Source organism: Paracoccus stylophorae (assembly GCF_028553765.1).
Classification (GTDB): Bacteria; Pseudomonadota; Alphaproteobacteria; order Rhodobacterales; family Rhodobacteraceae; genus Paracoccus; species Paracoccus stylophorae.
Genome location: NZ_CP067134.1, coordinates 2517998 through 2541766 on the forward strand (window position 1 = coordinate 2517998; position 23769 = coordinate 2541766).

Annotated in this window: 25 protein-coding genes; 5 read left to right on the forward strand and 20 right to left on the reverse strand. The window is 66.1% G+C overall.

Translation table 11 applies throughout. The features are described from left to right. Position 1 precedes the first annotated feature (1 nt). Positions 2-2014 (reverse strand): phage terminase large subunit family protein, encoded by a 2013-nt coding sequence (locus JHW45_RS12445; RefSeq protein ID WP_272857926.1) that lies wholly within the window; start codon positions 2012-2014, stop codon positions 2-4. Continuing rightward, positions 1962-2558 carry a hypothetical protein gene (locus tag JHW45_RS12450; RefSeq protein WP_272857927.1) on the reverse strand — a complete coding sequence of 199 codons (597 nt, stop codon included), beginning with the start codon at positions 2556-2558 and terminating at the stop codon, positions 1962-1964. The genes JHW45_RS12445 and JHW45_RS12450 overlap by 53 nt, the downstream gene beginning before the upstream one ends. A 111-nt stretch (positions 2559-2669) precedes the next feature. Here JHW45_RS12450 and JHW45_RS12455 point away from each other — a divergent pair, with 111 nt between their 5' ends. Then, complete coding sequence (locus JHW45_RS12455) at positions 2670-2942, forward strand: hypothetical protein (RefSeq protein WP_272857928.1); 273 nt, start codon at positions 2670-2672, stop codon at positions 2940-2942. Between the two features lie 95 nt (positions 2943-3037). Continuing rightward, positions 3038-3622 carry a DUF3489 domain-containing protein gene (locus JHW45_RS12460; protein WP_272857929.1) on the forward strand — a complete coding sequence of 195 codons (585 nt, stop codon included), beginning with the start codon at positions 3038-3040 and terminating at the stop codon, positions 3620-3622. A gap of 54 nt (positions 3623-3676) precedes the next feature. Here the strand turns inward: JHW45_RS12460 and JHW45_RS12465 are convergent, their stop codons facing one another. The 18 genes from JHW45_RS12465 to JHW45_RS12550 all read right to left on the reverse strand — a co-directional run bounded on the left by JHW45_RS12465 (position 3677) and on the right by JHW45_RS12550 (position 21244). Next, the gene (locus JHW45_RS12465) at positions 3677-3901 is read right to left on the reverse strand and encodes a DUF7220 family protein (RefSeq protein WP_272857930.1); all 225 of its coding nucleotides are present in this window, start codon (positions 3899-3901) and stop codon (positions 3677-3679) included. Then, positions 3898-4803: a DNA cytosine methyltransferase gene (locus JHW45_RS12470; RefSeq protein ID WP_272857931.1), complete on the reverse strand. Its 906-nt coding sequence runs from the start codon at positions 4801-4803 to the stop codon at positions 3898-3900. The genes JHW45_RS12465 and JHW45_RS12470 overlap by 4 nt, the downstream gene beginning before the upstream one ends. Continuing rightward, positions 4803-6122, reverse strand: a complete 1320-nt coding sequence (locus JHW45_RS12475) for a site-specific DNA-methyltransferase (RefSeq protein ID WP_272857932.1) — start codon at positions 6120-6122, stop codon at positions 4803-4805. The genes JHW45_RS12470 and JHW45_RS12475 overlap by 1 nt, the downstream gene beginning before the upstream one ends. A gap of 418 nt (positions 6123-6540) precedes the next feature. Beyond that, positions 6541-6987 carry a DUF6362 family protein gene (locus tag JHW45_RS12480; protein WP_272857933.1) on the reverse strand — a complete coding sequence of 149 codons (447 nt, stop codon included), beginning with the start codon at positions 6985-6987 and terminating at the stop codon, positions 6541-6543. Beyond that, complete coding sequence (locus JHW45_RS12485; RefSeq protein WP_081969308.1) at positions 6980-7183, reverse strand: hypothetical protein; 204 nt, start codon at positions 7181-7183, stop codon at positions 6980-6982. The genes JHW45_RS12480 and JHW45_RS12485 overlap by 8 nt, the downstream gene beginning before the upstream one ends. Beyond that, positions 7180-7716 (reverse strand): hypothetical protein, encoded by a 537-nt coding sequence (locus tag JHW45_RS12490; protein ID WP_272857934.1) that lies wholly within the window; start codon positions 7714-7716, stop codon positions 7180-7182. The genes JHW45_RS12485 and JHW45_RS12490 overlap by 4 nt, the downstream gene beginning before the upstream one ends. 364 nt (positions 7717-8080) lie before the next feature. After that, a complete protein-coding gene (locus JHW45_RS12495; RefSeq protein ID WP_272857935.1) occupies positions 8081-10399 on the reverse strand; it encodes an AAA family ATPase in 2319 nt (772 codons plus the stop codon). Positions 10400-10443: 44 nt separating this feature from the next. Next, a complete protein-coding gene (locus tag JHW45_RS12500; RefSeq protein ID WP_272857936.1) occupies positions 10444-11211 on the reverse strand; it encodes a hypothetical protein in 768 nt (255 codons plus the stop codon). Then, complete coding sequence (locus JHW45_RS12505; protein WP_272857937.1) at positions 11211-11636, reverse strand: DUF6511 domain-containing protein; 426 nt, start codon at positions 11634-11636, stop codon at positions 11211-11213. The genes JHW45_RS12500 and JHW45_RS12505 overlap by 1 nt, the downstream gene beginning before the upstream one ends. Next, positions 11633-13312 (reverse strand): DEAD/DEAH box helicase, encoded by a 1680-nt coding sequence (locus JHW45_RS12510; RefSeq protein WP_272857938.1) that lies wholly within the window; start codon positions 13310-13312, stop codon positions 11633-11635. The genes JHW45_RS12505 and JHW45_RS12510 overlap by 4 nt, the downstream gene beginning before the upstream one ends. A gap of 13 nt (positions 13313-13325) precedes the next feature. Then, positions 13326-13955 (reverse strand): hypothetical protein, encoded by a 630-nt coding sequence (locus JHW45_RS12515; protein WP_272857939.1) that lies wholly within the window; start codon positions 13953-13955, stop codon positions 13326-13328. 19 nt (positions 13956-13974) lie between these two features. Beyond that, positions 13975-14850: an ATP-binding protein gene (locus tag JHW45_RS12520; protein ID WP_272857940.1), complete on the reverse strand. Its 876-nt coding sequence runs from the start codon at positions 14848-14850 to the stop codon at positions 13975-13977. Next, positions 14847-15380 (reverse strand): hypothetical protein, encoded by a 534-nt coding sequence (locus JHW45_RS12525; protein ID WP_272857941.1) that lies wholly within the window; start codon positions 15378-15380, stop codon positions 14847-14849. The genes JHW45_RS12520 and JHW45_RS12525 overlap by 4 nt, the downstream gene beginning before the upstream one ends. Beyond that, positions 15380-15733, reverse strand: a complete 354-nt coding sequence (locus JHW45_RS12530; RefSeq protein WP_185961871.1) for a hypothetical protein — start codon at positions 15731-15733, stop codon at positions 15380-15382. Before JHW45_RS12530 ends, JHW45_RS12525 begins: the two co-directional genes overlap by 1 nt. A 22-nt stretch (positions 15734-15755) precedes the next feature. Next, the gene (locus tag JHW45_RS12535; protein ID WP_272857942.1) at positions 15756-16349 is read right to left on the reverse strand and encodes a sigma factor; all 594 of its coding nucleotides are present in this window, start codon (positions 16347-16349) and stop codon (positions 15756-15758) included. A gap of 214 nt (positions 16350-16563) precedes the next feature. Beyond that, positions 16564-18993, reverse strand: a complete 2430-nt coding sequence (locus JHW45_RS12540; protein WP_272857943.1) for a DUF4238 domain-containing protein — start codon at positions 18991-18993, stop codon at positions 16564-16566. 99 nt (positions 18994-19092) lie between these two features. Further along, positions 19093-20043: a winged helix-turn-helix domain-containing protein gene (locus JHW45_RS12545; RefSeq protein ID WP_272857944.1), complete on the reverse strand. Its 951-nt coding sequence runs from the start codon at positions 20041-20043 to the stop codon at positions 19093-19095. After that, a complete protein-coding gene (locus JHW45_RS12550; protein WP_272857945.1) occupies positions 20003-21244 on the reverse strand; it encodes a hypothetical protein in 1242 nt (413 codons plus the stop codon). The genes JHW45_RS12545 and JHW45_RS12550 overlap by 41 nt, the downstream gene beginning before the upstream one ends. Before the next feature lie 338 nt (positions 21245-21582). Here JHW45_RS12550 and JHW45_RS12555 point away from each other — a divergent pair, with 338 nt between their 5' ends. The 3 genes from JHW45_RS12555 to JHW45_RS12565 are packed head-to-tail and all read left to right on the forward strand — an operon-like array spanning position 21583 to position 23746. Next, positions 21583-22038, forward strand: coding sequence for a DUF2924 domain-containing protein (locus JHW45_RS12555; RefSeq protein ID WP_272857946.1), 456 nt, complete (start codon positions 21583-21585; stop codon positions 22036-22038). Further along, on the forward strand, positions 22035-23360 hold the full coding sequence (locus JHW45_RS12560) for a recombinase family protein (protein WP_272857947.1): 1326 nt from the start codon (positions 22035-22037) through the stop codon (positions 23358-23360). Before JHW45_RS12555 ends, JHW45_RS12560 begins: the two co-directional genes overlap by 4 nt. Next, positions 23357-23746 carry a hypothetical protein gene (locus JHW45_RS12565; protein WP_272857948.1) on the forward strand — a complete coding sequence of 130 codons (390 nt, stop codon included), beginning with the start codon at positions 23357-23359 and terminating at the stop codon, positions 23744-23746. The genes JHW45_RS12560 and JHW45_RS12565 overlap by 4 nt, the downstream gene beginning before the upstream one ends. Positions 23747-23769: the final 23 nt, after the last annotated feature.

The window sequence follows — 23769 nt, forward strand, 5'->3', positions numbered from 1 at the left end:
ATCACCTCATGTAACTGGAGTGCACGGTCCGGCGTTGCGGGCTTCGTCGAGGCGCGGCCGGCCTCGCCAGCGGGCTGTCCGCAATTGTCGCATCCGCGGCCGACACGCCCAGCTGCGCTTCCAGATCGGCCCAGCGTGCCTCCGGCCAGCGATCCGCCCCGAGGATCCATGCGGCGGCGCGGGCATAGACCCGGCAATCCAGCGCCTCGTTGCGCTCGCGCAGCTTCTGCCATTCGAGCCTGGAGAAGCCGCGCCTCGTGCGGACCGTCACCAGCTGCTCGGCGGTCAGCTGCTTCAGCCATTCGCTGGCCGCCCAGTCCGGCAGGTGGATCGTGCCGGCCGGAAAGACCGCGCCCTCGGCCCGTTCCTCTGCCGCTGGCCGCTCCTGCCGAAGGAAGCGGTAGGTCTCGGCCTTGAAGGTCGAGGTGGCGACGGTCCAGAGCCGCGCCCCGCGCCGGAGCCGCTTGCCGGCAACGGTCGCATCGACATAGGTCGGCCCCGTTACCGGGCTCGTCCGGGTGAAGCCCTCGACGCCTTTCACGGGCGCCACCTGCGCGAAGCCCACCTGCCGCGACCATGCATAGACGGCGCTGGTCTCGAACCCGGAGTCGATCGCGAGCCGCGCCAGCGTCATCGGCTGGCCGGAGGCGTGTTCCCATGTGCGCCCGAGCAACTCGGTCAGCTGCTGCCAGCAGCCCGGATCGCCGGGGCCACCCTCGAGCACGAGGTGGTCGACGAGCCAGCTTTCGAGACCGCGGCCCCAAGCCCAGACATCGACCTCGATCCGGTCCTTCTGCACGTCGGCGCCCGCGGTCAGGAACAACCCGCGTTCGGGCACGGTGCCCGCGGGCCATGGCTCGCGCCGGTCCGCCAGCCGCTGCCAGTCGGGCGCCTCGCCGGTCTCCATCCAGGTCTCGCCGAGAATGGTGTTCCGGAACGCCCGCATCGCCTCGTCGCTGCCCCGTGCCGCCTCATGCGCCCGCGCGACCCGCTGCCAGCTGAGCCAGCCCACCGGCGAATAGAGCGCCGAGAGGTGGTAGCCGACCGTGGCCGGATCGCTTGGTCTCGCCGTCGCGCGCCACTCGCCGCACTCGAGCATCGCCGTCTTGTGGTGCTCCGCGATTGCCGCGTCGCAGCCCTCGCAGTGATACTCCGCCGTCTCCGGGCGGCCCTTCTGCCAGCGCAACCGGTCGAACTTCAGCCACTGCATCGCACCGCAATGCGGGCACGGCACGAAGAACCGCCGTTGGTCGCTGGCCTCATACTCGCGCTCGATCCGGCTCAGCCCCCGGATCGTTGGCGTCGAGACCAGCAGCACCTTGCGCCGGTGGGCGAAGGTCAGCGACCGCGCTTCTGCCAGCGTGACCGGATCGCCTTCCTCGTCGGCCGAAGCCGGATAGGCGTCGACCTCATCGAGGAAGATGTAGCGCGCCGGGGTCGAGCGGAGCCCGACCGCCGAGTTCGCCCCGGTCATGATCAGGATGCCGCCCGCGAACTCCTTCGACAGCATGGTGTTGCCCGCGTCGCGGGACCGGGCGGGCTTCACCCGCTCCCGCAGCTCGGGGCTCTCGTCGATCAGCGGATCGATCCGCTGCCGCGAATTGCGCTTGGCCAGTTCCACGGTCGGCTGGACCGCCAGCATCGGCCCCGGCGCCTGATGGATCGCGAAGCCGATCCAGTTGTTGCCCGCCTCGGTCGCCCCGACTTGTGCCGCCTTCATGAACACGACGCGTTGCGTGGCATCGCCGGGCGACAGCCGGTCCATGATCTCACGCATGTAGGGCGTGCGCACCGTGCGATACCGCCCGGGTTCGGCCGAGGCGCGGCCCGACAGCATGCGATGCCGATCCGCCCATTCCGAGACGGTCAGGTCCGGGTCGGGCCGCAGCCCGTTGCCCCAGGCACGCAGGATCTCGCCCGCGCCGTCGAAGTCCGTCAGGCCGCCAGGATCATCGCCGCTCTCACCGGAAATCGGGCCGGACCTCGGCGAGCTCAATGAGGTGGGCGCGTACATGTTTCTCCAGCACCTTCTGCATCGCGGCTGGCTCCACGGTGATCTGCTGGCCCGTCGCGTCGCTGCACGAGGCCGAGAACTCGGCCGCCATCAGCGCCGCCGCGCGTGCAGGCCAGTTTACCCACGCGTCCCGTTCCTCCCGCGCCAGCCGGAACACCAGCGCCAGCGCCCGGGCCCGCTCGATTAACTCCCCCTTCAGCTTCTGCAGCCGGATCCGCCGCTCCTGCGCCTTCAGCACCTCGTTCGCCGTCTTGGCCTGCAGGAAGGTCGTGCCGCCCCCGACGGCCGGGACAGCCAGCCCCTGTTCGCGCAGTGTGTCGCCGACAGCGGCCACCGCCGCCTCGGGGACAGGCTTCAGTTTGGGCGCGGGCGGCTTGCGGGTCTTCGACGGGTCGGTCGTCTCGGCCCGCCGCGCATCGCTGGCGGCCGCGTTGATGCTGCCGTCGGGATAGAGGACCAGCCGCTCGGCCGTCTTCGCCTTCTGGATCGCACCGCGCGACAGCCCGACATGGGCGGCGTACTGGCGCTCGCTCATGCCCTGCATCGGCGGCTCCGATTATCATTCAAGATCATGTGCTTATCGAGTTGATAAGCGCGGCGGAGAGAGCGAACGTCACTCCAACGAAGCGATGCAACTCACCAAGGAGCCACTACGATGACCAGCCGCCTGAACCCGATCACCACCCCGCGCTTTGAGGCCCGCGCCGAGAAAGCGCGCCGGAACAAGGAAGCGGCACTCGCCGCCTTCATCGGCAAGAAGGCCGAGATCGACGAGATGCTCGCCCGCCTGCAGGCGCTCAGCGACGACCATTTCAACTGCCACCCCGACGAGGCGGGCTGGGCGATGGTCGGCACCCTCGAACACTACGCCAGCCTCCTGAAGCGCATCACGGACAGCGCCTTCGGCGAGGGCGAGCACGCCCGCTGATCTCCGGCCCAGCCGGAACTCCTGCCGCGCGCCCTGCGCGGCTCGGGGTCGTAGGAGGGTCGCGACGGTCGCGGCCCCGAACACGGAGATCCCAGATGACCAAGCTTTCCGACACCCATCTCGTGATCCTCAGCGCCGCCGCGCAGCGTGAGGATCGCAATGTTCTGCCGCTTCCCGGCTCCCTTCGCGGCGGCGCTGCCGCCAAGGTGGTCGGCGCGCTCCTCTCCCGCGGGCTGATCGCCGAAACCACGACCGACAGCCAGACCAAGGCGGACGCCGCGCTCAACCGCATCTGGCGCAACGACGAGGACGGCCGCGCCATCCTCCTGCACATCTCCAACGCGGGCCTCGCCGCCATCGGCGTCGAGCCGGACGGTGGCGACAACGCGCCCACGGGCGCTGACGCGGCGTCGAGCGCGGAGGCCTCGCAGAACGCTCCCGCCGAGACCGACCCCGCGCCCAAGGCGCGCACGCCGCGCACAGGCACCAAGCAGGCGAAGCTGATCGAGATGCTCCGCACCGAGGGCGGCGCGACCATCGACGAGATGGTCGCGGCCTTGGACTGGAGACCGCATACGGTGAGGGGTGCGCTTGCCGGCGCGCTCAAGCAAAAGCTCGGCCTGACCATCACCTCCGAGAAGGTTGACGGAAGGGGCCGCGTCTACACCATCCGCGACTGACGCTCCGCACCGAAACGGACTGAAGGCCGCCGTCCACCCTCGGGCGGCGGTGTCTCATTCTGCACTCCGGATCCGGATCGCCTCGAACAGTCGCCGCAGCAGGTAGCCGCGCGCCAGCGAGACACCGACGAAGGCGAGGCCGATGGTCAGATGCTCCGCGAGCCCGGTCTCGATGCCGAACCACGGGAACACGATGATCTGCGTGGCGATGGCCAGCACATAGCCGACCACGACATTCGTCACGGCCTCGACCATAGACATGATCCGGCTCTGCTTCATCTCAGCCTCTCCGGCAGGCTTTCCAGAAACGCCCTCACGAACTCCGCCGCGAGCGGCGGCACGATCGCATTGCCGTAGCCCCGCAGCAGCCCCATGCGGCGGGGTATCCCATCAGCCAGCGGGAATGTTCCGGGCTCAACGGGCCGCCAGCGGTCGTCGCGGCAGAGGAGCCAATCCGGATCTCGCCAGACGCCGTCCGTCGCGCTGGCGCCGGCCAGGTCGGCGTCGTGGTCGACCAGCCCGCCAGCCAGACCTGTCGGCCGAGCAGCGCGTTGATCGGCACCGCCGGGCATTCCGATCCGTCCTTGTGATCCCGCGCAGAAGCCGTGGCCCAGCCCGCCTCCCTCCATGGCGACGGCGCCGAAGAACAGTCGCTGGCGGATATGCGGGGCGCCGATACCCGCAGCCGGCAGATCGGCCGCCGCGACGGCGTAAGATGCTGCTTCCAGCGCATCCGCCAGAGCGTCGAACCACGCCCAGCCAGCCGGACCCTCAGCCGCTGCGCGAGCCGCGCCGCAAACCGGTCCGAGCACTGCCGCGCTCGCGACCTGCTCGCCGAAGACGATGTTCGGCCGGCAGGCTGCGACGAGTTGCAGGAAAGCGGGGGCGAGATGGCGGTCATCGTCCTGTCCCTTGCGCTGTCCGGCGACGCTGAACGGCTGGCACGGCGGCGAGCCGGTCCAGACGGACAGATCCTCGGCCACGCCGGCGAGGCGCAGCGCGTAGGGCCAGCCGCCGATCCCGGCGAAGAAATGGCATTGCATGAAGCCGCGCAGATCGGCCGGCTCCACGTCCATGATGGAGCGCCCGTCCACCTCGCCCCTGGGCAGGAGCCCAGCGGCGATCAGCTCCCGCAACCAGGCGCAGGCGGCGGGATCGGCATCGTTGTAGTAGACGGACATCACGCGGCGGCGTCGGCCTTGTCGCCCAGCCGCTCGGCCTTCACCTGAGCGAAGCTCCGGCCCTCGCCGTCGAGGATCGCGTCCTTGCCGGTCTCGGCCTGCCAGCGCGCCACGGTGACATCGACATAGGCCGGGCTGATCTCCATCGCAAAGACCCGCCGACCGTTGGCCTCGCCTGCCATGATCTGCGAACCGGACCCCGAGAAGGGCTCGTAGCAGAGCCGGCCCCGCGCCACATGCTGGCGCATCGGGATCCCGAACGCGTCGAGTGGCTTCGGCGTCGGGTGGTCGGGCCGCTCGTCCTTGGCGAAGCTGGGCAGCGCCCATGTCGATGGGAGCGTTTCCTCGGCCACCTTCGGCGGCCGGTTCGGGCGGCGCCAGCCCATGAAGCAGGGCTCGTGCTTCCAGAGGTAATGCGACCGGGTCAGAACGCCGCGGTCCTTTACCCAGATGATCTGCTGGTGCACGAAGGCTCCCGCCTTTTCCCAGCAGGCCTCCAGCATCGCCTGGCGCCGCGAGGCGTGCCAGCAGTACCAGGCGGCGTCCTCGGTGATCGCCTCGGCCACGGCCGCCGCGATGAAGCCGTCGTAGAGCTCGGCGCCCTGCGAGCTGTCGTCCCAGGTCGTGCCGTAGGACGCCGACCAGTCCTTGTTGCGGGTCGGATGGTTCGAGCCGTCGTAATCGACGAGATACGGCGGGTCCGTCGCGAACAGCACGGCACGCTCGCCGTTCATCAGGCGGCGGACATCGTCGTGGCTGGTGCTGTCGCCGCACAGCAGCCGGTGATCGCCGAGGATCCACAGGTCGCCGGTCCGCGACGCCGGGTTGCGCGGCGGCTCGGGGATGGTCACCGGCGGCACAGAGCCCCCTGCGCCACCCTCTTCACCGCCCCCCTCGGGCACGTAGGCCAGCAGCTTGTCGAGCTCGCCATCGGAGAACCCCACCAGCGACAGGTCGAAGTCTTCGGCCAGCAACTCGTTCAACTCGGCCGACAGCAGCGCTTCGTCCCATGTCCCGAGTTCAGTCAATTTATTGTCGGCCAGACGATAGGCCCGGCGCTGCGCCTCGGTCAGATGCCCGAGCACGATGACGGGCGCTTCGGTCAGGCCAAGCTGTGTCGCGGCCAGCACGCGCCCATGGCCCGCGATTAGCTCGCCGTCCTCGCCGACGAGGCAGGGCACGGTCCAGCCAAATTCGGCCATGCTGGCGGCGAGCTTCGCAACCTGGTCGGCACCGTGCAGCTTCGCGTTCTTCGCGTAAGGCTGCAGGCGCGCAAGCGGCCATTGCTCAATCCGCTCGGGGGCAAAGCTCAGCGTCATCGGCAGGTCGGTCCTTCGGATCAGGGTGGATTCCCTTGGCTTCCGGTCTCCGGGGTCCAGACTGGACTCCACGCGGGGTCCAGCGGCCACCAAGGGTGTCCAGCTTCAAAGGCTTGATTTTGCGGTGTTTCAGGCGGGTTCAGGCGGCGCTGGCTTCCGGGTGGCTTCCGGGTGGCTTCCCAAAAATCCGGCCCTGTCGCTGGCGATGTCCCGCGCTTCGCCCGCCAGCATACGAATATCGCCAGGAAGGAACCAAGAACTCAATGGGTTAGCCCATCGGACCCCGGCTGGACCCTTCGCTGGACCCCGGAAGCCAGCGGCGCGGCCTCTGCCTGCGCGCTCCTCTCCCGAGCATATTCGTTTTCTAGCGGCCTCGTCGAAATGTGTAAGGCCCTGCGATGTACACCCGAAAATTTCCTCAGAGGACGATTGTTCTTGACAGCCGGTTGGCGTTCTCGATGACGAACTGCTGCGAGCGCCGGGGCGACGGCACGCGACCGTTCAGCCGCCAGGTGATCACCGCAAGGCCGTATTGCCATCGCTTGGTCGCGGCCGTGCGCGACAGACCGAACTGCCAGCTGATCGGCTTCCACGCCATCCCGTCGGCGCGGACCCAGAGCAGGCGTGCGTCCTCGGGCTCGAGCCAGCGTAGCCAGAGCATCGCCTCCTCGGCCTGCGTGATCTGACGCGGGCTGGGCCTCGGGCGACGCATCTGCGGCTCCTGACCGACCTTGTCGGCGAAGCTGTGGAAATACTCGGGCCATGCGTTGAAGAAGCCCTGCGGCATCACGCCCGGCATCTGCCGCATCACGCCCGCCGCGAGCTCCAGCCGATCCTGCACTTGTGCTGTGGTCCACTCACCCATGACGCGCCTCCCGTTCCCGCTTGCCGTAGAGCCGCTCGCCGAGCTGGCGAACCAGTTCGCGCTCGGGCCAGGTCAGGCGGTCGTCGTCGATGGCGACGGCCAGCAGGCCCTGTTCCTTCCAGCCGTCGCGCTTGACCTCGTCGGGGTTGCGGCGGTGACCGCCATAACCCTTGGGCGTGAACCGCATGCCGCTCATTGCACACCTCCCCGGGTCTCCAGCGCCCAGAGCAGGATCGCGATGGCGTCGGCCTCGTTGTCGTCGGCGGGCGAGAAGCCGCGCGCCCGCGCGGCCGCCATCATGGCGTCCTTGTTCGCGTTGCCCTTGCCGGTGGCGTGGCGCTTGATGGTGCCGACCGGCACGCCCTCGTAGGGAATGCCGCGCAATTCTGCCCATGCGGTCAGCGTGGCCATCAGCCCGCCATAGACGTGGGCGGCATCGGTCGCGGCATGGCGGCGGACCTCTTCGAACCAAATGGCTGTGACGGGCCCAGACAGCCGGTCGATCTCGGTGAGCCAGTTGGTGAACCGCAGATACCGCATGCCGCCACCGTCGAGGCGGCCGGGGCGGAAGGACGCCGTGCCGGATGTGATCAGCCCATCGATGCCGTGCAGCGCCCATCCCGTCGTGGTGCCGAGGTCGAGCGCCAGCATCACCCGGTTGGCGCGGACGACGGGCCGCAGATCGGGGATTGCCTCGCGGCTGGAGGTGGCGAGAGTCAGGTCAGCCATGGGTGGTCTCCTCTTCTGGTTGGCTGCTCGGGTGGAAGACGACGGCGGTCTGGTGCTTGGCGGTACGGGGCCGCCGTCGTCGGATCGGAATGTGCAGGGAGCGTCGGAGCCCGCGCGCGGACACCCTCGACGTATGGGAGGCGAGGCCAAACCTGCCGGTTGGCCTCCCCATACGTAGTATGGGGGCTTGCCCACTCGTCTCATGTTTTGGCCGCAAGTCTCTGTTCCCGTTGATTTTTCAAGGCTCAAGGGATGAGACGGGTCGATGAGGAATACCTCTCTCATCCTCATCGCCAACCTGTTGATTTCATTGGGCCATGAGGAAGGGATGAGAATGAGGAAGGCCGCGCTCATGATGAGGAAGTCAGTCATGGACCTCCTCCGGATAGACCCAGACGGAAGGGTTCTCGACCTCACGCGCGCGGCCGGAATGGGGGCATTTGTAGTGGGTCGGCAGCACCGCGACGCCCTCGGCAAGGACCTCTCCGGTGTCCGTGTCGATCACGGGATCGCGGCCGAAGCGCATGTCCCTGATCACGAGATATCCGAAATGCGATTGCGTCCCGGCGTACCCGTGCTCCGTGAAACTCCGGCGGAACTTGATCAGGCCCTTGGTGGCGAGCACCGACAGCCGCTCACGGATGCTGTAGCGCCCGCCGAGATCGTGCTGGTTCTCGAACGCCTCCGCGAACTGCGTGGCGGTGTAGAGCCGACCCTCGGCCGCCTCGTCGAAGATCATCCCCAGGACGACCTGGTTTTTCCGATCCCGCTCGGCATCATGCCTGGCGCCGATGTCCTGGCGCACGAGGCGCTCGTTCATCGGGTTGATTTCGACCCATTGGCCGCGCACCTTGTCGATCAGCTTCGAGGGCAGCGCGGGGCCATTGCGCAGCTCGATCTCCAGCTTGCGCTCGGACGCGTCCTCGTCGGGGCGGTGCAGGATCAGCCCGGAGGTGTAGAAGCCCCGCAAGGCGCTGGCGCCCGAAAGCGCGAGGAACGGATCCTCCTTCACCTGGTGCTTGCTGAGCTTCTTGGTGTGGTGGATCAGGATGACCCCGCAGTCCGGATCGATATGGTCGCGCAGAACCTCGACCCGCTCCTTGAGGAAGAACATCATGGCGGTGTTGTCGTTCTCGCCACCGCCATCGGGTCCGCCGTCAAAGAGGTTCCGGATCGGGTCGACGCAGAGGATGTCGGGCGGCGCATCCGGGAATGCCGTCCGGATCGCACGGGCAACCCGCACGCTGCCCTCGTTGTCGAGCAGCATTTTCAACTTGGGTGTGGCGACGAAGGTGTCGCGTGCGGCGGCCAGCACCTCTGGCGGCAGCGCGATCTGCTTCAGCCGTTCGCGCAGATAGTGATACTGGATCTCGGCCTGCAGGTAGAAGATCCGCAGCGGCCGTGGCGGCGTGAAGCCGAGGAAGGGCACACCGGCGGCCATGTGGACGAGCCAGGAGATCAGCAGGTCGCTCTTGCCGACCTTTGGCGCACCGCCCAGCACCAGCAGTCCGCCCGGCGTCAGCACCCGGGGCGCGATGATGTCCTCCGGCATCGGGCTCTGATCGTCCAGCAGCGCGCCCAACGTGAAGGCGGGCATCTCGACCGGTCCCGGTGCGCCGGAGTCCAGCCGGATCAGCGGCGGGCCATATTTCTTGACATGCAGTTCCCAGAGCCGCTCGGATTCCCGCTTCAGCCGCTCTACCGGCCACTGGGGCCGCAGCATCGCGGCGTTGTAGCCGCAGATGCCGATCCAGCCTTCGTCCTTTGTCATCCGGCCCTCGTGGACCATGCGGATGAAATGCCCGATCGCGGCGGACGCACCTTCGAAGCGGGACCAGTCGTCCTGCGCCCCCTCCCGCACCGGCGTGACCAGCACTTCGTCCAGGACGGGCTTGTCGGGATGGGTGAACGCAGGCTGCAGGGACACGCCCGGTGCGGGCGGCATGTCGGTGACGGCTTCGATGAACTCGGCCAGATCGCGTTCGCGGTCGGCGTTCAGTTCGACGATCCGCACCTGCGTCTTGAGGTTGTTCTTGTAGTAGACCGAGCCCGCCACTCGGATCGGCTGATGGGCGGAGCGGAAATGCATGTCGCCGCCAACCTTTGCGGCGATGTCGCCGCGCAGACGGCAGACGCGCGCTATGTCGTCACCCTCGGCGGGTTCGGTCAGCGCCCACCAGACGTGGCACTTGCGCTGCCCCTCGGCCGTGACGCCGCCGCTCTCCACCACCATGCTGGGCGCGCCGAGGTGGCGCTCGAGGTGCGCGCGCTTGGCGGCGATGTCACCGGTGTCGAGATCGACCACTACCGTCTGCATCTGCAGGATGTCGGTGGCCTTGGCCTGGCCGGGCGCGGCCACGGTGCCGGGGATCACATAGACTGCCGCGCCCTCGCGCGAGGCCCATGTCGCGAAGGTCGCCATCTTCTCGGGGGCGGAATGATCCGCTTCCAGCCAGATGTTGTGCGGGCGGCCATCGATGCCCTGACCCTTGTCGATGAAGCTGCGGACAGGGATCAGACCGTCGCAATACCCGAAGACGACCTGCATGAACTGGGCGATCTGCTCGGGATCGGGCTCGTCGCCGAAGACGTCGATCTGCGGGGCGGCATCGTTGAAGTCGCGCCATGGGTTGAAATGGACGATGTTTTCCTTGGGCTCATCGGGCGTGGTTTCGTCGCGCATGGCTGGCTCCTGGTCGGGATCGGATGGCTCGGTGGGCTCGTCGCTCATGCCGCCAACCCCCAGCACCGTTCGGCATGGGCGCAGAACCGGCATTCGAAGAAGTCGCGGTTGGCGGCGATGCGGGGCAGCAACTCGCCGGCGTCGGTGGCTTGGAGTATCCGCACCGCGCGGTCGGACATGCGCTGCGCCAGATCGGCATCGAAGGCGACCTGCTCGTGGTGCAGCTCGGCCGTGTCCTTGTTGATCGCCGTGAACAGTGCCGGGGCCGAGGAAATGCCTGGCACCGAGGGCTCCATGTAGGCCTGGTAGATCGCGATCTGGGCGGCATAGACGGGCTTGGAGACGGCGACCCCGTCCTTGACGCAGGCCCGCCAGTTCTTCGCGTTCATCGTCTTGCATTCCCAGAGCGCCGGGGTGCGAAGACCGAGCGCGGCCGGGGCGCCAGCCACGATCCCGTCGACATGGCCACGGATGCGACCGCCCGCTACGGAGAATCCGAACTGTTCCCCATCGGGCCGATTGCCCTTGCGGGTGTAGAGGTCGATCCCCGCCGCCCGCAGCCAGCGGATCGCCAGATCCTCGAGTTGATGTCCGATCTCGAAGATCCGCAGGGTCTGGCCGCCGAAATCCGCGCCCTCATCCTTGGGCGCACCCGCGAACTCGAACTGCAGCGCGCGTTCGCAGGCATGTCCCAGACGGGACGCGCCGAGATAGGTCCGTGGCGGCGTGGCCTCCCGCTCGGCGATCAGCGCGGCGTCGACCAGCGCGTTGATCCGCTCGGCCATGGAGGGGCGAGGGTTGAAATCCAGCATCAGAACGGCACCTCGCGCCCGGCGGCGATGCGCGACATCTCGGCGCCGTAACCTTCCAGCACCTCCTCAATCAGGGCGGTGACATCGGTTTCGGTGAGATCGCGCAGCCGCTTGTCCCAGCCGATCAGGTCCATCGTCTCGCCCAGCCGCTTCATCACAATTGCAATGGCGAGGCGTTCTTCATCGGTCGTTCCCTGCATGGTCAGTCCTTTCCGGTGGCGAGCCGCGAAGAACGCCTGGCAGTGCATCGAGCAGAACCAGCGGTGTTCGCGAGGGCGGGGTTTGTAGGGGTTGAAGAAGCCGAAGCCGCGCGCGGGGCGCAGACAGACGGCGCAAGGCTTGAGGCGCGGGTGCCAGAGCCGAATACGCTCCGGGCAATCCGCAGGCGCTGCGGGCGGGGATTGGACTTGCGCGACATGATTCACGCCGCCCTCCGCTCGGGCTCGGCCGCCGTGACGAGGCGCCGGATGTCGCGCTTGTTGAACTGAAACGAGATCAGCGCGGAGGCGCGATATCTGGTCAGGCCGTAGTCGCGCCGGAACTCGGGCGGCAGGCAGTTCAGCTGCTTTTCCGTCGCGTCCTGCTTCAGCCAGCCCTTCGACTTGAAGGCGCTCTCGTCGGTCTCATGGGTGTTCAGCCAGTCGTCGGCCTGCGCGAGACAGACGATGCGCTCGCCCACGCTCAGGAGCCGCGTCGCCTTGCCTTTGGCGCCCCCGACCGCGTGCCAGCGGCCCTCGAGGAAGAACACGCCGCCCCAGGCGTGAAAGCCGTTGGCCATCAGCGCGGCGTCGTCGCCGAACAGGTCCACCCACGCGAAACTCGATCGCTCGAGAAGATCGAGCTCGGTCATGACGAAACTGTCGATTGGCTCAGCGCCTTCGCGCGGCAACTCGCACCCGCAGATCGGGCATTCGGTGACCGCGATCGGGATCTCGGCCTTGCATTCGGGGCAGAGTTTCGTCGGGGCTTCCCCCGGCGTCGGAACGCGCCCGTCGAGATCGACATCCTGTTCCAGCGTGCCGTGCGTGAGACTCGACGTCCCGAAGTCGAGTATGATGCAGTCGGTCTTCACGATTCCGGGGTGTTCCTCGGGATCGACGGTGCGCAGGCCGCGCCCGACCATCTGGATCATTGTGGACTTGTAGGAGCTGGGGCGCAGCAGCACGACGCAGGAGGTGGGCGGATGGTCCCAGCCCTCGGTCAGCACCGCCACGTTGACCACGACGCGGATGTTCCCCGCCGCGTAGTCTCCGAGGATCGCCTTGCGGGTCTCGGCAGCCAGATCGCCGTGGATCAGCGCGGCGGAAACGCCAGCTGCCCTGAACGCGTCGGTGACGTGTTCGGCGTGCGCGACGGTGGAGCAGAACACCACAGTCTGCCGGTCGCCCGCCTTTTCCTTCCAGTGGCGGATCACCTCGTCGGTGACGGGGGCGCGATCCATGATGCCCGCCACCTCCGTCATGTCGAAATCCGACATGGTCTTGCGCACAGAACGCAACTCGTCCTGCACGCCCACGTCGATGACGAAGGTGCGTGGCAGCACGAGGTGGCCCGAGGCGATCAGCTCGCCCAGCCGAACCTGGTCGGCGACATTGTCAAAGACCTCGCGCAGCCCCTTCCTGTCGCCCCGGTTCGGCGTGGCCGTGACCCCGAAGATCCGGGCGTCGGGATTGGCCTCACGCACCCGATCGATGATGCGGCGATAGCTGTCGGCGACGGCGTGATGCGCCTCGTCGACGACCAGCAGGTCGAGACGCGGCATGTCGGCGAGATTAGAGGCGCGCGCCAGCGTCGGCACTATGGCGAAGGCGACCTGGCCGTCCCACGACTTCTCCGTGGCGTCGATGACCGATGTGGCGACGCCCGGCACCACGCGCTGGAACTTGGCGCGGTTCTGCGCCGTCAGCTCGTCGCGATGGGCCAGCACGCAGGCCTTGGCCCCCGTATTCTTTGACATGGCACCGATCATCTCGCCGGTGACCGCCGAGAGCATGATGGTCTTGCCCGCACCGGTGGGCGCCACGCCCAGCGTGTTGCCGCGGGAAGCGAGCGCAGCCACGCTGCGCTCGACGAAGGTCTTCTGGCGAGGGCGCAGGCGCATGGCCGGTCTCCCCTTACTGCGCCCAGCTCGGCCGACCGGCGAACCCGGGGGCGGACGCGGGCTGGCTGGGCTGATGTGCGGGTGCCGCAGGGGTGGTCTGCTGCGGCGCATGCCCGGCTGCACCGTGTCCGCCAAACTGCAGCCGTGCAGTCCCCATGACCTGCGCGTAGTCACGATGGTCAGGCGTAACCGCGCTGCGGATCTCGTTCTTGTCGTCGCCGCTGGCGTCAGTGCCGATGTCGATGCGAGCGATGAACTCGATCCCGTCGAGATCGGCGAAGCCATTGATCCGCCGCGCCGCCTGCGCCTCGGCCGACATGTCCTTGTCGGAAATCCCGCGCGCCGAGTTCAGCATGCCGCGCACGAGGCTGCGGCCCATGTTCGCCCAGTCCGGCCCCTTGGGGCTGTAAAGCCCGATCAGGGTGAAGATCTTGCGCCGGGCATACTGGCCCTCGGTCACGGTGAACTCGCCGTTCAGGTAAACTGCGCCGGTCGAGCCGCGCGTGGCGTAGCCGCCGGTCCAGCCTTGCGAGGCATCATCGAAACCGCCGGGGCGGATGGTCAGGCGCACCTTGGCCAGCGTGCCCTTGGGGATCAGGTTGGTGTTGCTCTGCGCGTCGTTGAAATCGTTCCAGGAACCCATGGGGAACCTCCTTTTCTGATCAGGATTGCGGTTGGGATTGGGCGTCAGCCGCCGGATCGGCGGGTGGCGGGGTGTAGGTCAGGCGCTTGGGCGCTGGCGCGACGGGGGCGCGGATCTTCGTCATCAGGCGGCCGAGGTGAGGCTCCTCGACCTGATCCAGCCGGCCGGAGCGGTCCTTGGCCGGAAAGCCCCAAGGGTTGATCGTCTGGCAAACGAAGGCGCGATAGGGATCGCCGCCACCGGCCTTCAGCTCCGCCATGGTGATCACCTCGTCGACGATCCCCGGCAGCTCCAACCCGGTCTTCGAGCCGTCGATCTGCGGCTGGAAGACCTTGCGATTGAAGTCGTCGAGCTTCTCGTCGAGGATCCCGACGAACCAGACGTTCTTCGCCCGTGTGTGCTGCAGATGGGTGAGCCAGCCGATCATCTCGCGGCCGTGCAGCCCGTAGGCACCGCGCACATCCGGCTTGCCGGTCTTCTCCGACAGCGCCTCGGGCTGACCCTTGCACCAACCGAAGCACAGCCGCCCGGCTACGGTGATCGAGTCCACGAAGATCGTGTCGTAGCGGTCGAGCGCGGCCGGATCGCCGAAGCGGTCGGAGACTGCCTTGTAATGCGCCGGGCTGTAGGGCTGCTCGTCGCGCAGCGCCGGGTTCGGCCCGCCGATGAACACCGCGAAATCCCGGCATTCCGTCCAGGTTCGCGGCCGGATGCTGTCCCCCGCCCAGCCCTCGATGGCGAGATCGCCCGCCTCGAGATCCATGAACAGTGTCGTCGATGCGTTCAGGGTCCAGAGGAGCGAGGTCTTCCCGATGCCGGACTTGCCGAAGATGCAGCCCTTGATCCCACGCGGCTCGGCCAGCCGCTGGTCGGCGCTGATGATCGGGAGGCTCATTGATAGCCCCCCTGCGGGACGATCTCGATCTTCAGCGTGCCGGGCCGGACGGTGCGCGCGGGCTCGAAACCGGCACGGATGGCGTCGGGCCAGGCAGCGTATTTGCGCTCGGGCACCTTGAAGGCGATGTCGACATACTGCGCGGGATCGTCCCCAACGGCGCGGATCCGCTCGACCATGGCGGCGAGACGATCTTGATCCCAATCGACCCGTTTCGGCAGGTCGGCGACCACGGTGAAATCACCATCAATGAACCGGATCGTGCCGGTGTCCTTGCCCGCGGCCTGCCGGATTTCAGCGGCGCGGGTGGCGTAGCGGACGGTTAGCGCGCCATCGAGGCGGGCTTTCGCGGCCTTGTCCCGCTTGATGCGCTCATCGACGTCGCGCTGCAGGATGGCCAGCAACTCGACGGGCAGCTGGGCGATGTCCTGCAAGCCGAGGCCCGGCAAGTCGTCGATGGTGGGGGAGTTCGCGGGGAACGGCATGTACGGGTCTCCATGATTGGCAAAAATGGATTGGAAGGCGGTCATCACGCGGCCTCCTGCTCGGCGAGCAGAAGTGCGGACAGCGACACGGCTGCGGCTTTCGGCTTGGGGCGGGCGACGGCGATGTAGGCGAACTGGTCGGGGCCCGTGCGCTCCTGCACCAGGTGCACGAGGCCCTGCTCAGCGGCCCAGAAGGCGCGCGACCCGAGCCGGGCCAGCTCCGCGCGCTGCTGATCCGGCAGCCGGGCGAACATCGGGAAAATGTCGAGGACCAGAAAGCCGCGATGGTATTCGAGCCGGTCACCCGGCACGGCCTGCGCCACCCAGGCGCAGAACTCGATCTCGGTGAGCGGTCGGCGGGCGCGGACCGTGATGAAGGGGGTGGTGCCCATGAACATGATCTCCTCCTTTCGCCTCTACTCAGGCCGCCGCGAGATCGTCCCAGGCGGGACCGAGACCGTGGGCGGTGAGGACGTGACGGAGATCGGCGAGGCGGCGGTAGAGCGCGGAACGGCTCCCGAAACCCTCGGCCACGAGGGCGGTGACGGGGCGATGCACCAGCGCCGCGCAGAACCGGCGATCCTCAGCCGGGAGCCGCGCGAGCGCGGCCCGCAGAGCGTGGTGAAGTTCGGTGACAGCGGCGGCGCAGCAGGTCTGGCCGTGCCAGGCGGCAAGCCCGTCGTCCTCGGTCAGCGTGTTGCCGACCGGCTCGTGGGCTCCGGCCAGCGGCACCTCGAGCGAGAGCAGCGACCCACCCTGCGCACGACGCTGGCGGTGATGGCGCATGGCGATCCGCGAGGACTGGTTGCGCAGGACGATGTTGGCGAAGGCGCCAATACTGCCACGCGAGGGATCGTAGGCGGGCAAGCGGCGCAGCAGATCGACCAGGAGGTCCTGGCCCAAATCCTCGCGCTCGCAAAGCGGCAGGCACAGCTTGCGCCGAAGCCGTTGCGCCGCCGCATCGGCCTCGCGGATGATGGTTTCAATGTCGTCGGGGGAAAGTTCGATCTGCATCGCTGTGCGCCTCGGTCATCGTTTCTGATGAGCCCAAGGTGCCGGATGCGGTCGGCGCGCAGGTGGGAACGGGGTGGGAATAAGGTGGGGGTTTGGTGGGCCGACTTATTTGCCGGAACTAGGCCAACTTATTGAGTCGGGGTCACGCACAGCCGGTGCTCGCGCAATGCAGATGTTCAGGCGGGCGGGGATTCTATTTGACAGTGCCTGGCGGTCACCGTTCCGCTCCATTGCCTTTTACAAACAAGGCCATCGGCACACTCGCGAGGTGGTGCTCGGAGCTGGACATCAAGAGGAGCCGATTGACGGTGTTGTCCTGGATGCCACCAGCGGGCAAAAGGCACGACACCCGCGCTTCCGACAGCTGAGCTCCAGACTTCTTCGTGACCTGCACCGTCGAGGCGTGGACCCGCTTGAATTCAGCATTGAGGCTGGCTTCAAAATTTGGCTTTGCGCCTCCTTTCGGAAACGCTAAAAGGTACTTGAAGACCTTTCGCATGATGTCTGGATAGCCTCGAAATACTCGACGCCCGGCGAAGGCGGCGATTTCCTGGACGTCGTACGGGAAGATAAAGTCAGCTTGCTCCATGCCAGCTCGTAACTGACGCAGCGGCGGTGCACCCTGCGTGCCGCGTCCTGCTGCCGTCACCAACTCGCGCCAGCGGAACACGCTGTCGGTGACGATGCATGAGCCGGTAGCCTGCGCGAGATACATCGAGATCTCGAAGTTTGGCGCCAACTTAAACGGCGTGAACTGTCCGCCGCCCTCGCCGCCCTCGAGCGATCCCTCTTGTAGCACGGCAAGTGGGTCTTGCTCACGAAGCATCTCGAAGCCATCCAAAAGGTCCTCGACAGCCATTTCATCCAGTTCGGGAGAATTTCGGAGAACTTGGCGCCGAAGCGCCTCTCGTGGCAGCAGCAACATGCTCCGCTTGTGGTCATCCTTCATCAGCTCCGCCAAGCCGGGTTCTTCATCTGGATCGACCCTCATTCCCTGTGACCGAAACTTTGCCATTTCGAACATCTGATCGCGCAAATGAAAATCGAAATTGCAGGGATCGGGAAATAAGGTGACGAGCCCTTGTTCGACAAGCGGCATGATCGCCATGAACAAAACGACCGACTTCAGGAATTCCTGCCGGTACGTCTTGGGGTGTTCGAGCGGACTGAACTTCTTGTTTACGGTTCTTGGGTGAATAAAGGGATGCTCGATCAGCAATTCGTCGAAATAGAGTGATAGGCCAAGCGCACTGTTCGAAATGAAAGAAGGATGTAGAAATCCGGTGTAAATCCCACGAGCCAAACCATCAGGCTTTGGCAGCATCGCAAGCAAGTTTGTCTCGCGCGGCCACAAGGCGTCGTAGATGCCATACACTTCCTTGATATTCTCATCGGTAATCTCGCGGCGCACGGTGGCCCAATCGCGGTCTTCCGCGAGACCCAGAATTTTGGAGATGCCTGTATAAAGCATCAAGTTGCGCTCGCGGATACTGCGCTCCGCCCATGTGGGTCGGAGCGCAACGGGCTTGCGCTCGCAGCACGCACCAAACGCGCGGCCCGACCCGCAACCGCAGGGATCGCGAGAGTGAGGTGTCTTCGCTGGCGGTTTCTTCCTTAGAAATTCACGTTCCTTTTCAGTCCTTCCGAAAGCGTCCTGATAATAGACTTCGCCGTTCTCGAAGCGAGCATACATCTCGCCACCAAAGCGCCAAAGATCGTTCTTGGGGGGAAGTAAGGTACCGCGCAGGTCGGCCCAAGGTTCAGCAGACGAGATCTCTGGGAAAAGCCATTCCTCTTTGCCAGCGGCGATGTACCGTCTCGCTCGCGCCTTGAGCAGTCGGTTGATCCGGATGACCTCTTGGCTCGCAAGCTTGCGCGTACGTATGAACGCGTCAGTACGCACCATCGAATTGCGATAATTGCCCGCGAAGGTCCGCTTCTCAGGCGGGTTGGCCGAATGCTCTTCTGCATATTCAAGATTCGTTAGAATGAGGCAAAAATCCCGATTGAGTGGGAAGACAGTCTGCGAGCCTTTAAGCGCGATCGACGGTTCTTTCGGATAGCAGTTGCCCGTCCCATCGGGTGGTATGGCGTAGTTGTAGACAGTGACCGGATGGTCGCTCACGATGAATTTAACGTCGGCGTCCTGCGCCGACACGATCTCTCTAACCCCTTCCGTCCAAATCGTGCAGTGCATCATGCGGATGCCTTGCATCTCGAACATGAGTTCGTTCTGCGTCAGTCGAGGGTACTGCGCACTTAACCAGTCGAGCCCTTTAGGCGTACGGATTTTTTGGATGTCGAGATATTCGAAGAATGTTTTGAAGTGTCGATGCTGTTCGCTGGGATCGTCGCCCACAAAGGCGCGGACGGCATGAGCTCCGCGCGTATCAATATCACCGAATAGCTTCCGCTCAATTTCGTCATTCACTGACGTACCGAAGAAGGTAGAATACAGGTCCCGCTGGCAGAAGGCTCGTGACGTTGGCGAAACGAATTTCGATCTCCCAGAGGCAACGCGACCGTCCGGTCGCACGTGCTGGGGCGGGCTCAGATCAAGATACGAATAGGTGTTCTGGCCCGGCTCAAAGAAGCCCTGCTGGTACCATTGGGGTACGTAATGGTTATTGCGTGTCTTCGTCATTTTTCTGAGCATTTGCGGCCCGGTGGACTGGGCGATTCTGAGCCAAGTATATCTTGTGGGAAAAGATGTCGGCGGACGAGCCCTCGTCGAGCATCTGGCTCAACCCTCGATCACGATCTCTGTTGCGGGGACGCCGAGCCGATAGCCCCGGCCGCGCACCGTTTCGATCAGGGCCTTGCTCTCGGTATCGGTGAAACCCGCAGCCTTGAACGCGTCGCGCAGCTCGCGGATCAGATCCTTGGCCTCGCGCGCCGTCGTGCCTTCGACATGGGCTCCGGAGGCGACCTGATCGCGCGACACCGCTTTCTCCAGCAGGCGTTCGAACACGGGGAAGATCTGACGCGACAGAATGACGGAGCGACCGTCCCATTGAACCTCGGCCGTTGCCCTTCGCACGCGAAGCACGGGCGCCAGCGGGACCGGCGCCAGAGCCGCGATGTCGATCGTGCCGCCGAGGCCATTTGTGGCGGGCGTCAGCACCTCGAGGGTTTCGATGAGATGAAAGCCCGCATCCTGATGACGCCGGGCAGTCTCCACTGACATCTGCGGTGTGAGGATCGTGATGTCCGAGCCCTGCGCCGCCTGGCGCAACGATGCGATGATGCCGTCGCCGGTCAGCGCTGCAGGCTGAAGCGCAAGAAACACCGCCCTTCCCGATGGCGTATCGCCGAGCCGCCAGACGTTCTCCGCGGCGCGTTTCGGTGCTGCGGCGAACCCTGCCGCAGCACCGATCACGGATGCCAGCGCGTCAGCGCCGATGCGAAACACGCGCAAATCGTCCTTGGTGAGATCGATGTCCTGCCGGCGGTCGAGCGGGCACTCAGCACGATATCCATCGCCCGCTTTCCGGATCGGCCGACAGGGGAGCCCGCATTCGCAGGCATAGCAGACCTCCCAATCGGCCAGCGGCGCCTGTTCGACGAGGACACGTTTCGCCAGCAGCCGGTCGAAGACCGGACCGAAGAAGGGTACGGCAAGCTCGCCGGACAGGATTGCGTCGTCGCCAGCCTCACTCAGCCGCGTCAACAACCTCAAAATCGTCTCGGTCATTCATCAGCCCGTTCCGTTCGATCAGCTTCATCACCCGCGCCTCATGCTGGGTGCGGCGGAACTGCACAACGCCCGGGGGCCGCAGCTTGACTGTGACCTGCGGCTGGCGCTTGCTGTCGCCCTTGAACAGGATCCGGAACACGAGCTCGCCCAGCCGCCAGGCGCCGCCGAAAGAGACCGGTGTGCTGCCGAAATGCTGGAGCGCGTCACCGCCGAGATCCCGCGACCGCAGCGTGCGCACCACGCGGGGATACCCCTTCTTGCCGGGCGCCATCAGGTCGGCCGCCGCCTCGATGATCAGCACCTTGTCGATCAGTGGATCGTAGGCGGCATCAAAGGTAAAGCCCGGTCCGGCCAGTTCGACCGGGCGCAGGGTATAGAGGTCCTGCGCATCGTCGCCGTCGAAGAAGCCGGGCCTGTCGAGGATGATCGAGGCGAAGAGTTCCGCGATCTCGGGCTGATGCGCCTTCCTGATGCGGGCCAGCCGCAACATGCCGGTGTTCTCGGAGTATCGCAGCACGGCGTGGGAAATCTGGCGCACGCTGATGACCCGTTCGACCTGGCCCTCGACGACCGGCATGGTCGAAACCATGGAGCCGTGGCTGACCACGAGGTTGATCTCGTCATCGTCGTCGTAGTCGCCGACCCGGCAGTAGTCCCCGAGAAACGCGTCACGGAAGAGCGCGGCAACGGCCGTCCGGAACGCCTCGACCTTCTCCTCTGTCAGATCGATCGCAACGCCACGTTCCCGCCCGGCATATTCATGCAGGCGATCAGCGGTGAGCATCGCCATGTGGTCGGCGGCGGCGTCGAACAGGTCGGGATGCTCCAGAAACACCCGGACGGCGATGTGCTTGGGATCATGCGCCTTGTTCGGCGAGTCCTCGTCGCCGGTCTTCATGTCGGGGAACAGATCGACGCCCTGACGGGCAGCCTGCGCCTGGATGATCTCGAGGCCGCGGGCATCGCCAAGTTCCGCGATGCGGTGCAGATCGCCGCGCAGCCCCTCGGGATAGCTGTCTTCGGCGCCGGTCAGTAGCTTCTCCAGCGCCTCGCGGGCGGCATCCTCCTCCTGGTCCAGAAGGTCGACGGAGAAGCCCTTGTACTTGCCCGCATGTCGCGCCAGCAGCGGCTTCATCAGGGCGAGATCGATGGTCTTGATGAACCGGGGGTTCACGAACTTCTTCAAATTGCCGGCCACGACGAATCCCCCTTTCCTGCAAGACAAGTGTTCTTGCTACGTTCTTTCGTGCGATTCTTCAACCATTGCGGGATCGGCTGGGACGCTTTCCGACATCGACGAGTAGAGGCCAGAGGAGACGACCGCTCCGAGGCCCGCATGAAACGCCCCAATCCGCTCCCGCCCGACCAGATGACCCCCGCAGAACGCCGCGCCGAGCTGTGCGGCCTGCTGGCGCTCGGGCTGGTTCGGCTGCTCGGGCAGAATGGGCACGAAGTATCTGAAGGTACTGGAGAACGTTGCCTACACTATCCGCCCGACCAATGCCGTCATGCAATTCCAACTCACCGGAGAAATGCATGAACAAGCCCGATCCCATCCCAGCGCGCCTGGCCGCGCTCAAGATCACGCCGACGTCCGACCTGAAGCAACAGTGGCGCGACCTGTTCGACAGCGAGCCGCCGCCCTTCAATCGCCGCTATCTCGAAAGCCGCATCGCGTATCGTATCCAAGAACTCGCCTATGGCGGGCTGAAGCCCGAGACGATCCGGCGCCTTGAGCGGCTGGGCGAAGAACTGGACGGCGGCGACAGGAAGAAGCGCAGCATCCGCGCCGACCGCGACCGCCCCATCACGGGCACGCGCCTCCTGCGCGAATGGCAGGGCGTCGAGCAGATCGTCACCGTCACCGCCGACGGCTTCGAATGGCAGGGGCGGCCCTACAAGTCGCTTTCCGCCATCGCCCGGGCCATCACCGGCACGCGCTGGAACGGGTGGACCTTCTTCGGGCTGAAGAACCACAGGGGGCGAACATGACGAAGCCGCCCGAGAAATCGAAGGTCGTCCGCAAGCTGCGCTGTGCGATCTACACTCGGAAATCCTCCGAGGAAGGGCTGGAGCAGGAGTTCAACAGCCTGCATGCCCAGCGAGAGGCCTGCGAGGCGTACATCGCTAGTCAGCGCTCCGAGGGCTGGGTGCTGGTCCGCGACCAGTATGATGATGGCGGCATCTCGGGTGGTACGCTGGAACGCCCGGGCCTCAAGCGCCTGATGGCCGACATCGAGGACGGGCTGGTCGACGTGGTCGTGGTCTACAAGATCGACCGACTCTCGCGCTCGCTCGCCGATTTCGCCAAGCTGGTCGAGGTGTTCGACCGCAACGGCGTGACCTTCGTCTCGGTCACGCAGTCGTTCAACACCACCACGTCGATGGGCCGGCTCACGCTTAACATCCTGCTGTCCTTCGCCCAGTTCGAGCGCGAGGTGACCGCCGAGCGGATTCGCGACAAGGTTGCCGCCAGCCGGAAGAAGGGCATGTGGATGGGCGGGGTGCCGCCCTACGGCTACCGCGTCGAGAATCGGAAGCTGGTCGTTGATGAGGAAAGTGCAGCGCGCGTCCGCTGGATCTTCGCACGCTTCCTCGAGATCGGGTCCTGTACGGAACTGGCGCGCGAGGTCGCGAAATGCGGCATCCGCACCCCGCGCGGCAACCGAATTGACAAGAAGTACCTCTACCGGATGCTGAGCAACCGCGCCTACATCGGCGAGGCGGTCCACAAGGGCGACAGCTATCCCGGCGAGCATGACGCGATCATCGACCGCGAGACTTGGGACCGCGTCCATGCGATCCTACAGGAGAGCCCCCGCAAGCGGGCAATGCGGACTCGCGCCGAGACGCCGGCGCTGTTGAAGGGGCTGCTCTACGGTCCCGACGGCGCGGCGTTCTCGCCGACGCACACCCGCAAGGGCGACCGGCTCTACCGCTACTACGTCAGCCAGACGGTGCTGAAGCATGGCGCCGGCGCGTGCCCGGTGGGTCGTGTCCCCGCAGGCGAGATCGAGGCCGCCGTGATCGACCAGCTCCGCGCCGTGTTCCGCCAGCCAGAGATCGTGGCAGGGACATGGAAGGCGGCGCGCAACCACGCCGACGATATCTCCGAGGCCGACGCGCGTGCGGCTCTGCAGCAGCTCGATCCGCTTTGGGACGAGCTTTTCCCCGCGGAGCAGGCGCGCATCGTGGCGCTGCTGGTCGAGCGCGTGGACGTCGGCACGGAGGGGCTCAACGTGCGCCTGCGCGTCGACTGCCTCGGCGGTCTCGCGCGCGAGATGCTGGCCGGCGGCATTGGGGAAGCCGCATGACCCGCGGGGCTCCGATCCCCGACACGGTGACGCTGCACGTCCCGTTCCGTGTCGTGAAGCGCGGCGGACGGAAGGAGATGCAGTTGCCGGACGGTGCGATGCCATCGCGCCGGACAGACAGCACGCTGGTCAAGGCGCTAAGCCGTGCCTTCCGCTGGAAGCGGATGCTCGAGTCGGGTGAGTTCGCTACCATCGCCGAACTGGCCGAACGGGAGGGGATCGCGCCCTCCTACATTACCCGCGTCGTGCGCCTGACGCTGCTCGCGCCAGAGATCGTCGAGGCGATCCTGGACGGGCGGCAGGGGCCGGAGGTGACGTTGGCAGCGCTGATGGAGCCGCACCCGGCCGAGTGGCAAAAGCAAAGCTTGTACCGGGTTGCAGATTGATATTGCGGGCTCGATGCAGCACT

Excerpts from the sequence above, each read along its gene's own strand:
- JHW45_RS12445 (WP_272857926.1), bottom strand. The coding sequence starts at position 2,014 with ATGTACGCGCCCACCTCATTGAGCTCGCCGAGGTCCGGCCCGATTTCC.
- JHW45_RS12450 (WP_272857927.1), bottom strand. The coding sequence starts at position 2,558 with ATGCAGGGCATGAGCGAGCGCCAGTACGCCGCCCATGTCGGGCTGTCG.
- JHW45_RS12455 (WP_272857928.1), top strand. The coding sequence starts at position 2,670 with ATGACCAGCCGCCTGAACCCGATCACCACCCCGCGCTTTGAGGCCCGC.
- JHW45_RS12460 (WP_272857929.1), top strand. The coding sequence starts at position 3,038 with ATGACCAAGCTTTCCGACACCCATCTCGTGATCCTCAGCGCCGCCGCG.
- JHW45_RS12465 (WP_272857930.1), bottom strand. The coding sequence starts at position 3,901 with ATGAAGCAGAGCCGGATCATGTCTATGGTCGAGGCCGTGACGAATGTC.
- JHW45_RS12470 (WP_272857931.1), bottom strand. The coding sequence starts at position 4,803 with ATGTCCGTCTACTACAACGATGCCGATCCCGCCGCCTGCGCCTGGTTG.
- JHW45_RS12475 (WP_272857932.1), bottom strand. The coding sequence starts at position 6,122 with ATGACGCTGAGCTTTGCCCCCGAGCGGATTGAGCAATGGCCGCTTGCG.
- JHW45_RS12480 (WP_272857933.1), bottom strand. The coding sequence starts at position 6,987 with ATGGGTGAGTGGACCACAGCACAAGTGCAGGATCGGCTGGAGCTCGCG.
- JHW45_RS12485 (WP_081969308.1), bottom strand. The coding sequence starts at position 7,183 with ATGAGCGGCATGCGGTTCACGCCCAAGGGTTATGGCGGTCACCGCCGC.
- JHW45_RS12490 (WP_272857934.1), bottom strand. The coding sequence starts at position 7,716 with ATGGCTGACCTGACTCTCGCCACCTCCAGCCGCGAGGCAATCCCCGAT.
- JHW45_RS12495 (WP_272857935.1), bottom strand. The coding sequence starts at position 10,399 with ATGCGCGACGAAACCACGCCCGATGAGCCCAAGGAAAACATCGTCCAT.
- JHW45_RS12500 (WP_272857936.1), bottom strand. The coding sequence starts at position 11,211 with ATGCTGGATTTCAACCCTCGCCCCTCCATGGCCGAGCGGATCAACGCG.
- JHW45_RS12510 (WP_272857938.1), bottom strand. The coding sequence starts at position 13,312 with ATGCGCCTGCGCCCTCGCCAGAAGACCTTCGTCGAGCGCAGCGTGGCT.
- JHW45_RS12515 (WP_272857939.1), bottom strand. The coding sequence starts at position 13,955 with ATGGGTTCCTGGAACGATTTCAACGACGCGCAGAGCAACACCAACCTG.
- JHW45_RS12520 (WP_272857940.1), bottom strand. The coding sequence starts at position 14,850 with ATGAGCCTCCCGATCATCAGCGCCGACCAGCGGCTGGCCGAGCCGCGT.
- JHW45_RS12525 (WP_272857941.1), bottom strand. The coding sequence starts at position 15,380 with ATGACCGCCTTCCAATCCATTTTTGCCAATCATGGAGACCCGTACATG.
- JHW45_RS12530 (WP_185961871.1), bottom strand. The coding sequence starts at position 15,733 with ATGTTCATGGGCACCACCCCCTTCATCACGGTCCGCGCCCGCCGACCG.
- JHW45_RS12535 (WP_272857942.1), bottom strand. The coding sequence starts at position 16,349 with ATGCAGATCGAACTTTCCCCCGACGACATTGAAACCATCATCCGCGAG.
- JHW45_RS12540 (WP_272857943.1), bottom strand. The coding sequence starts at position 18,993 with ATGACGAAGACACGCAATAACCATTACGTACCCCAATGGTACCAGCAG.
- JHW45_RS12545 (WP_272857944.1), bottom strand. The coding sequence starts at position 20,043 with ATGACCGAGACGATTTTGAGGTTGTTGACGCGGCTGAGTGAGGCTGGC.
- JHW45_RS12555 (WP_272857946.1), top strand. The coding sequence starts at position 21,583 with ATGAACAAGCCCGATCCCATCCCAGCGCGCCTGGCCGCGCTCAAGATC.
- JHW45_RS12560 (WP_272857947.1), top strand. The coding sequence starts at position 22,035 with ATGACGAAGCCGCCCGAGAAATCGAAGGTCGTCCGCAAGCTGCGCTGT.
- JHW45_RS12565 (WP_272857948.1), top strand. The coding sequence starts at position 23,357 with ATGACCCGCGGGGCTCCGATCCCCGACACGGTGACGCTGCACGTCCCG.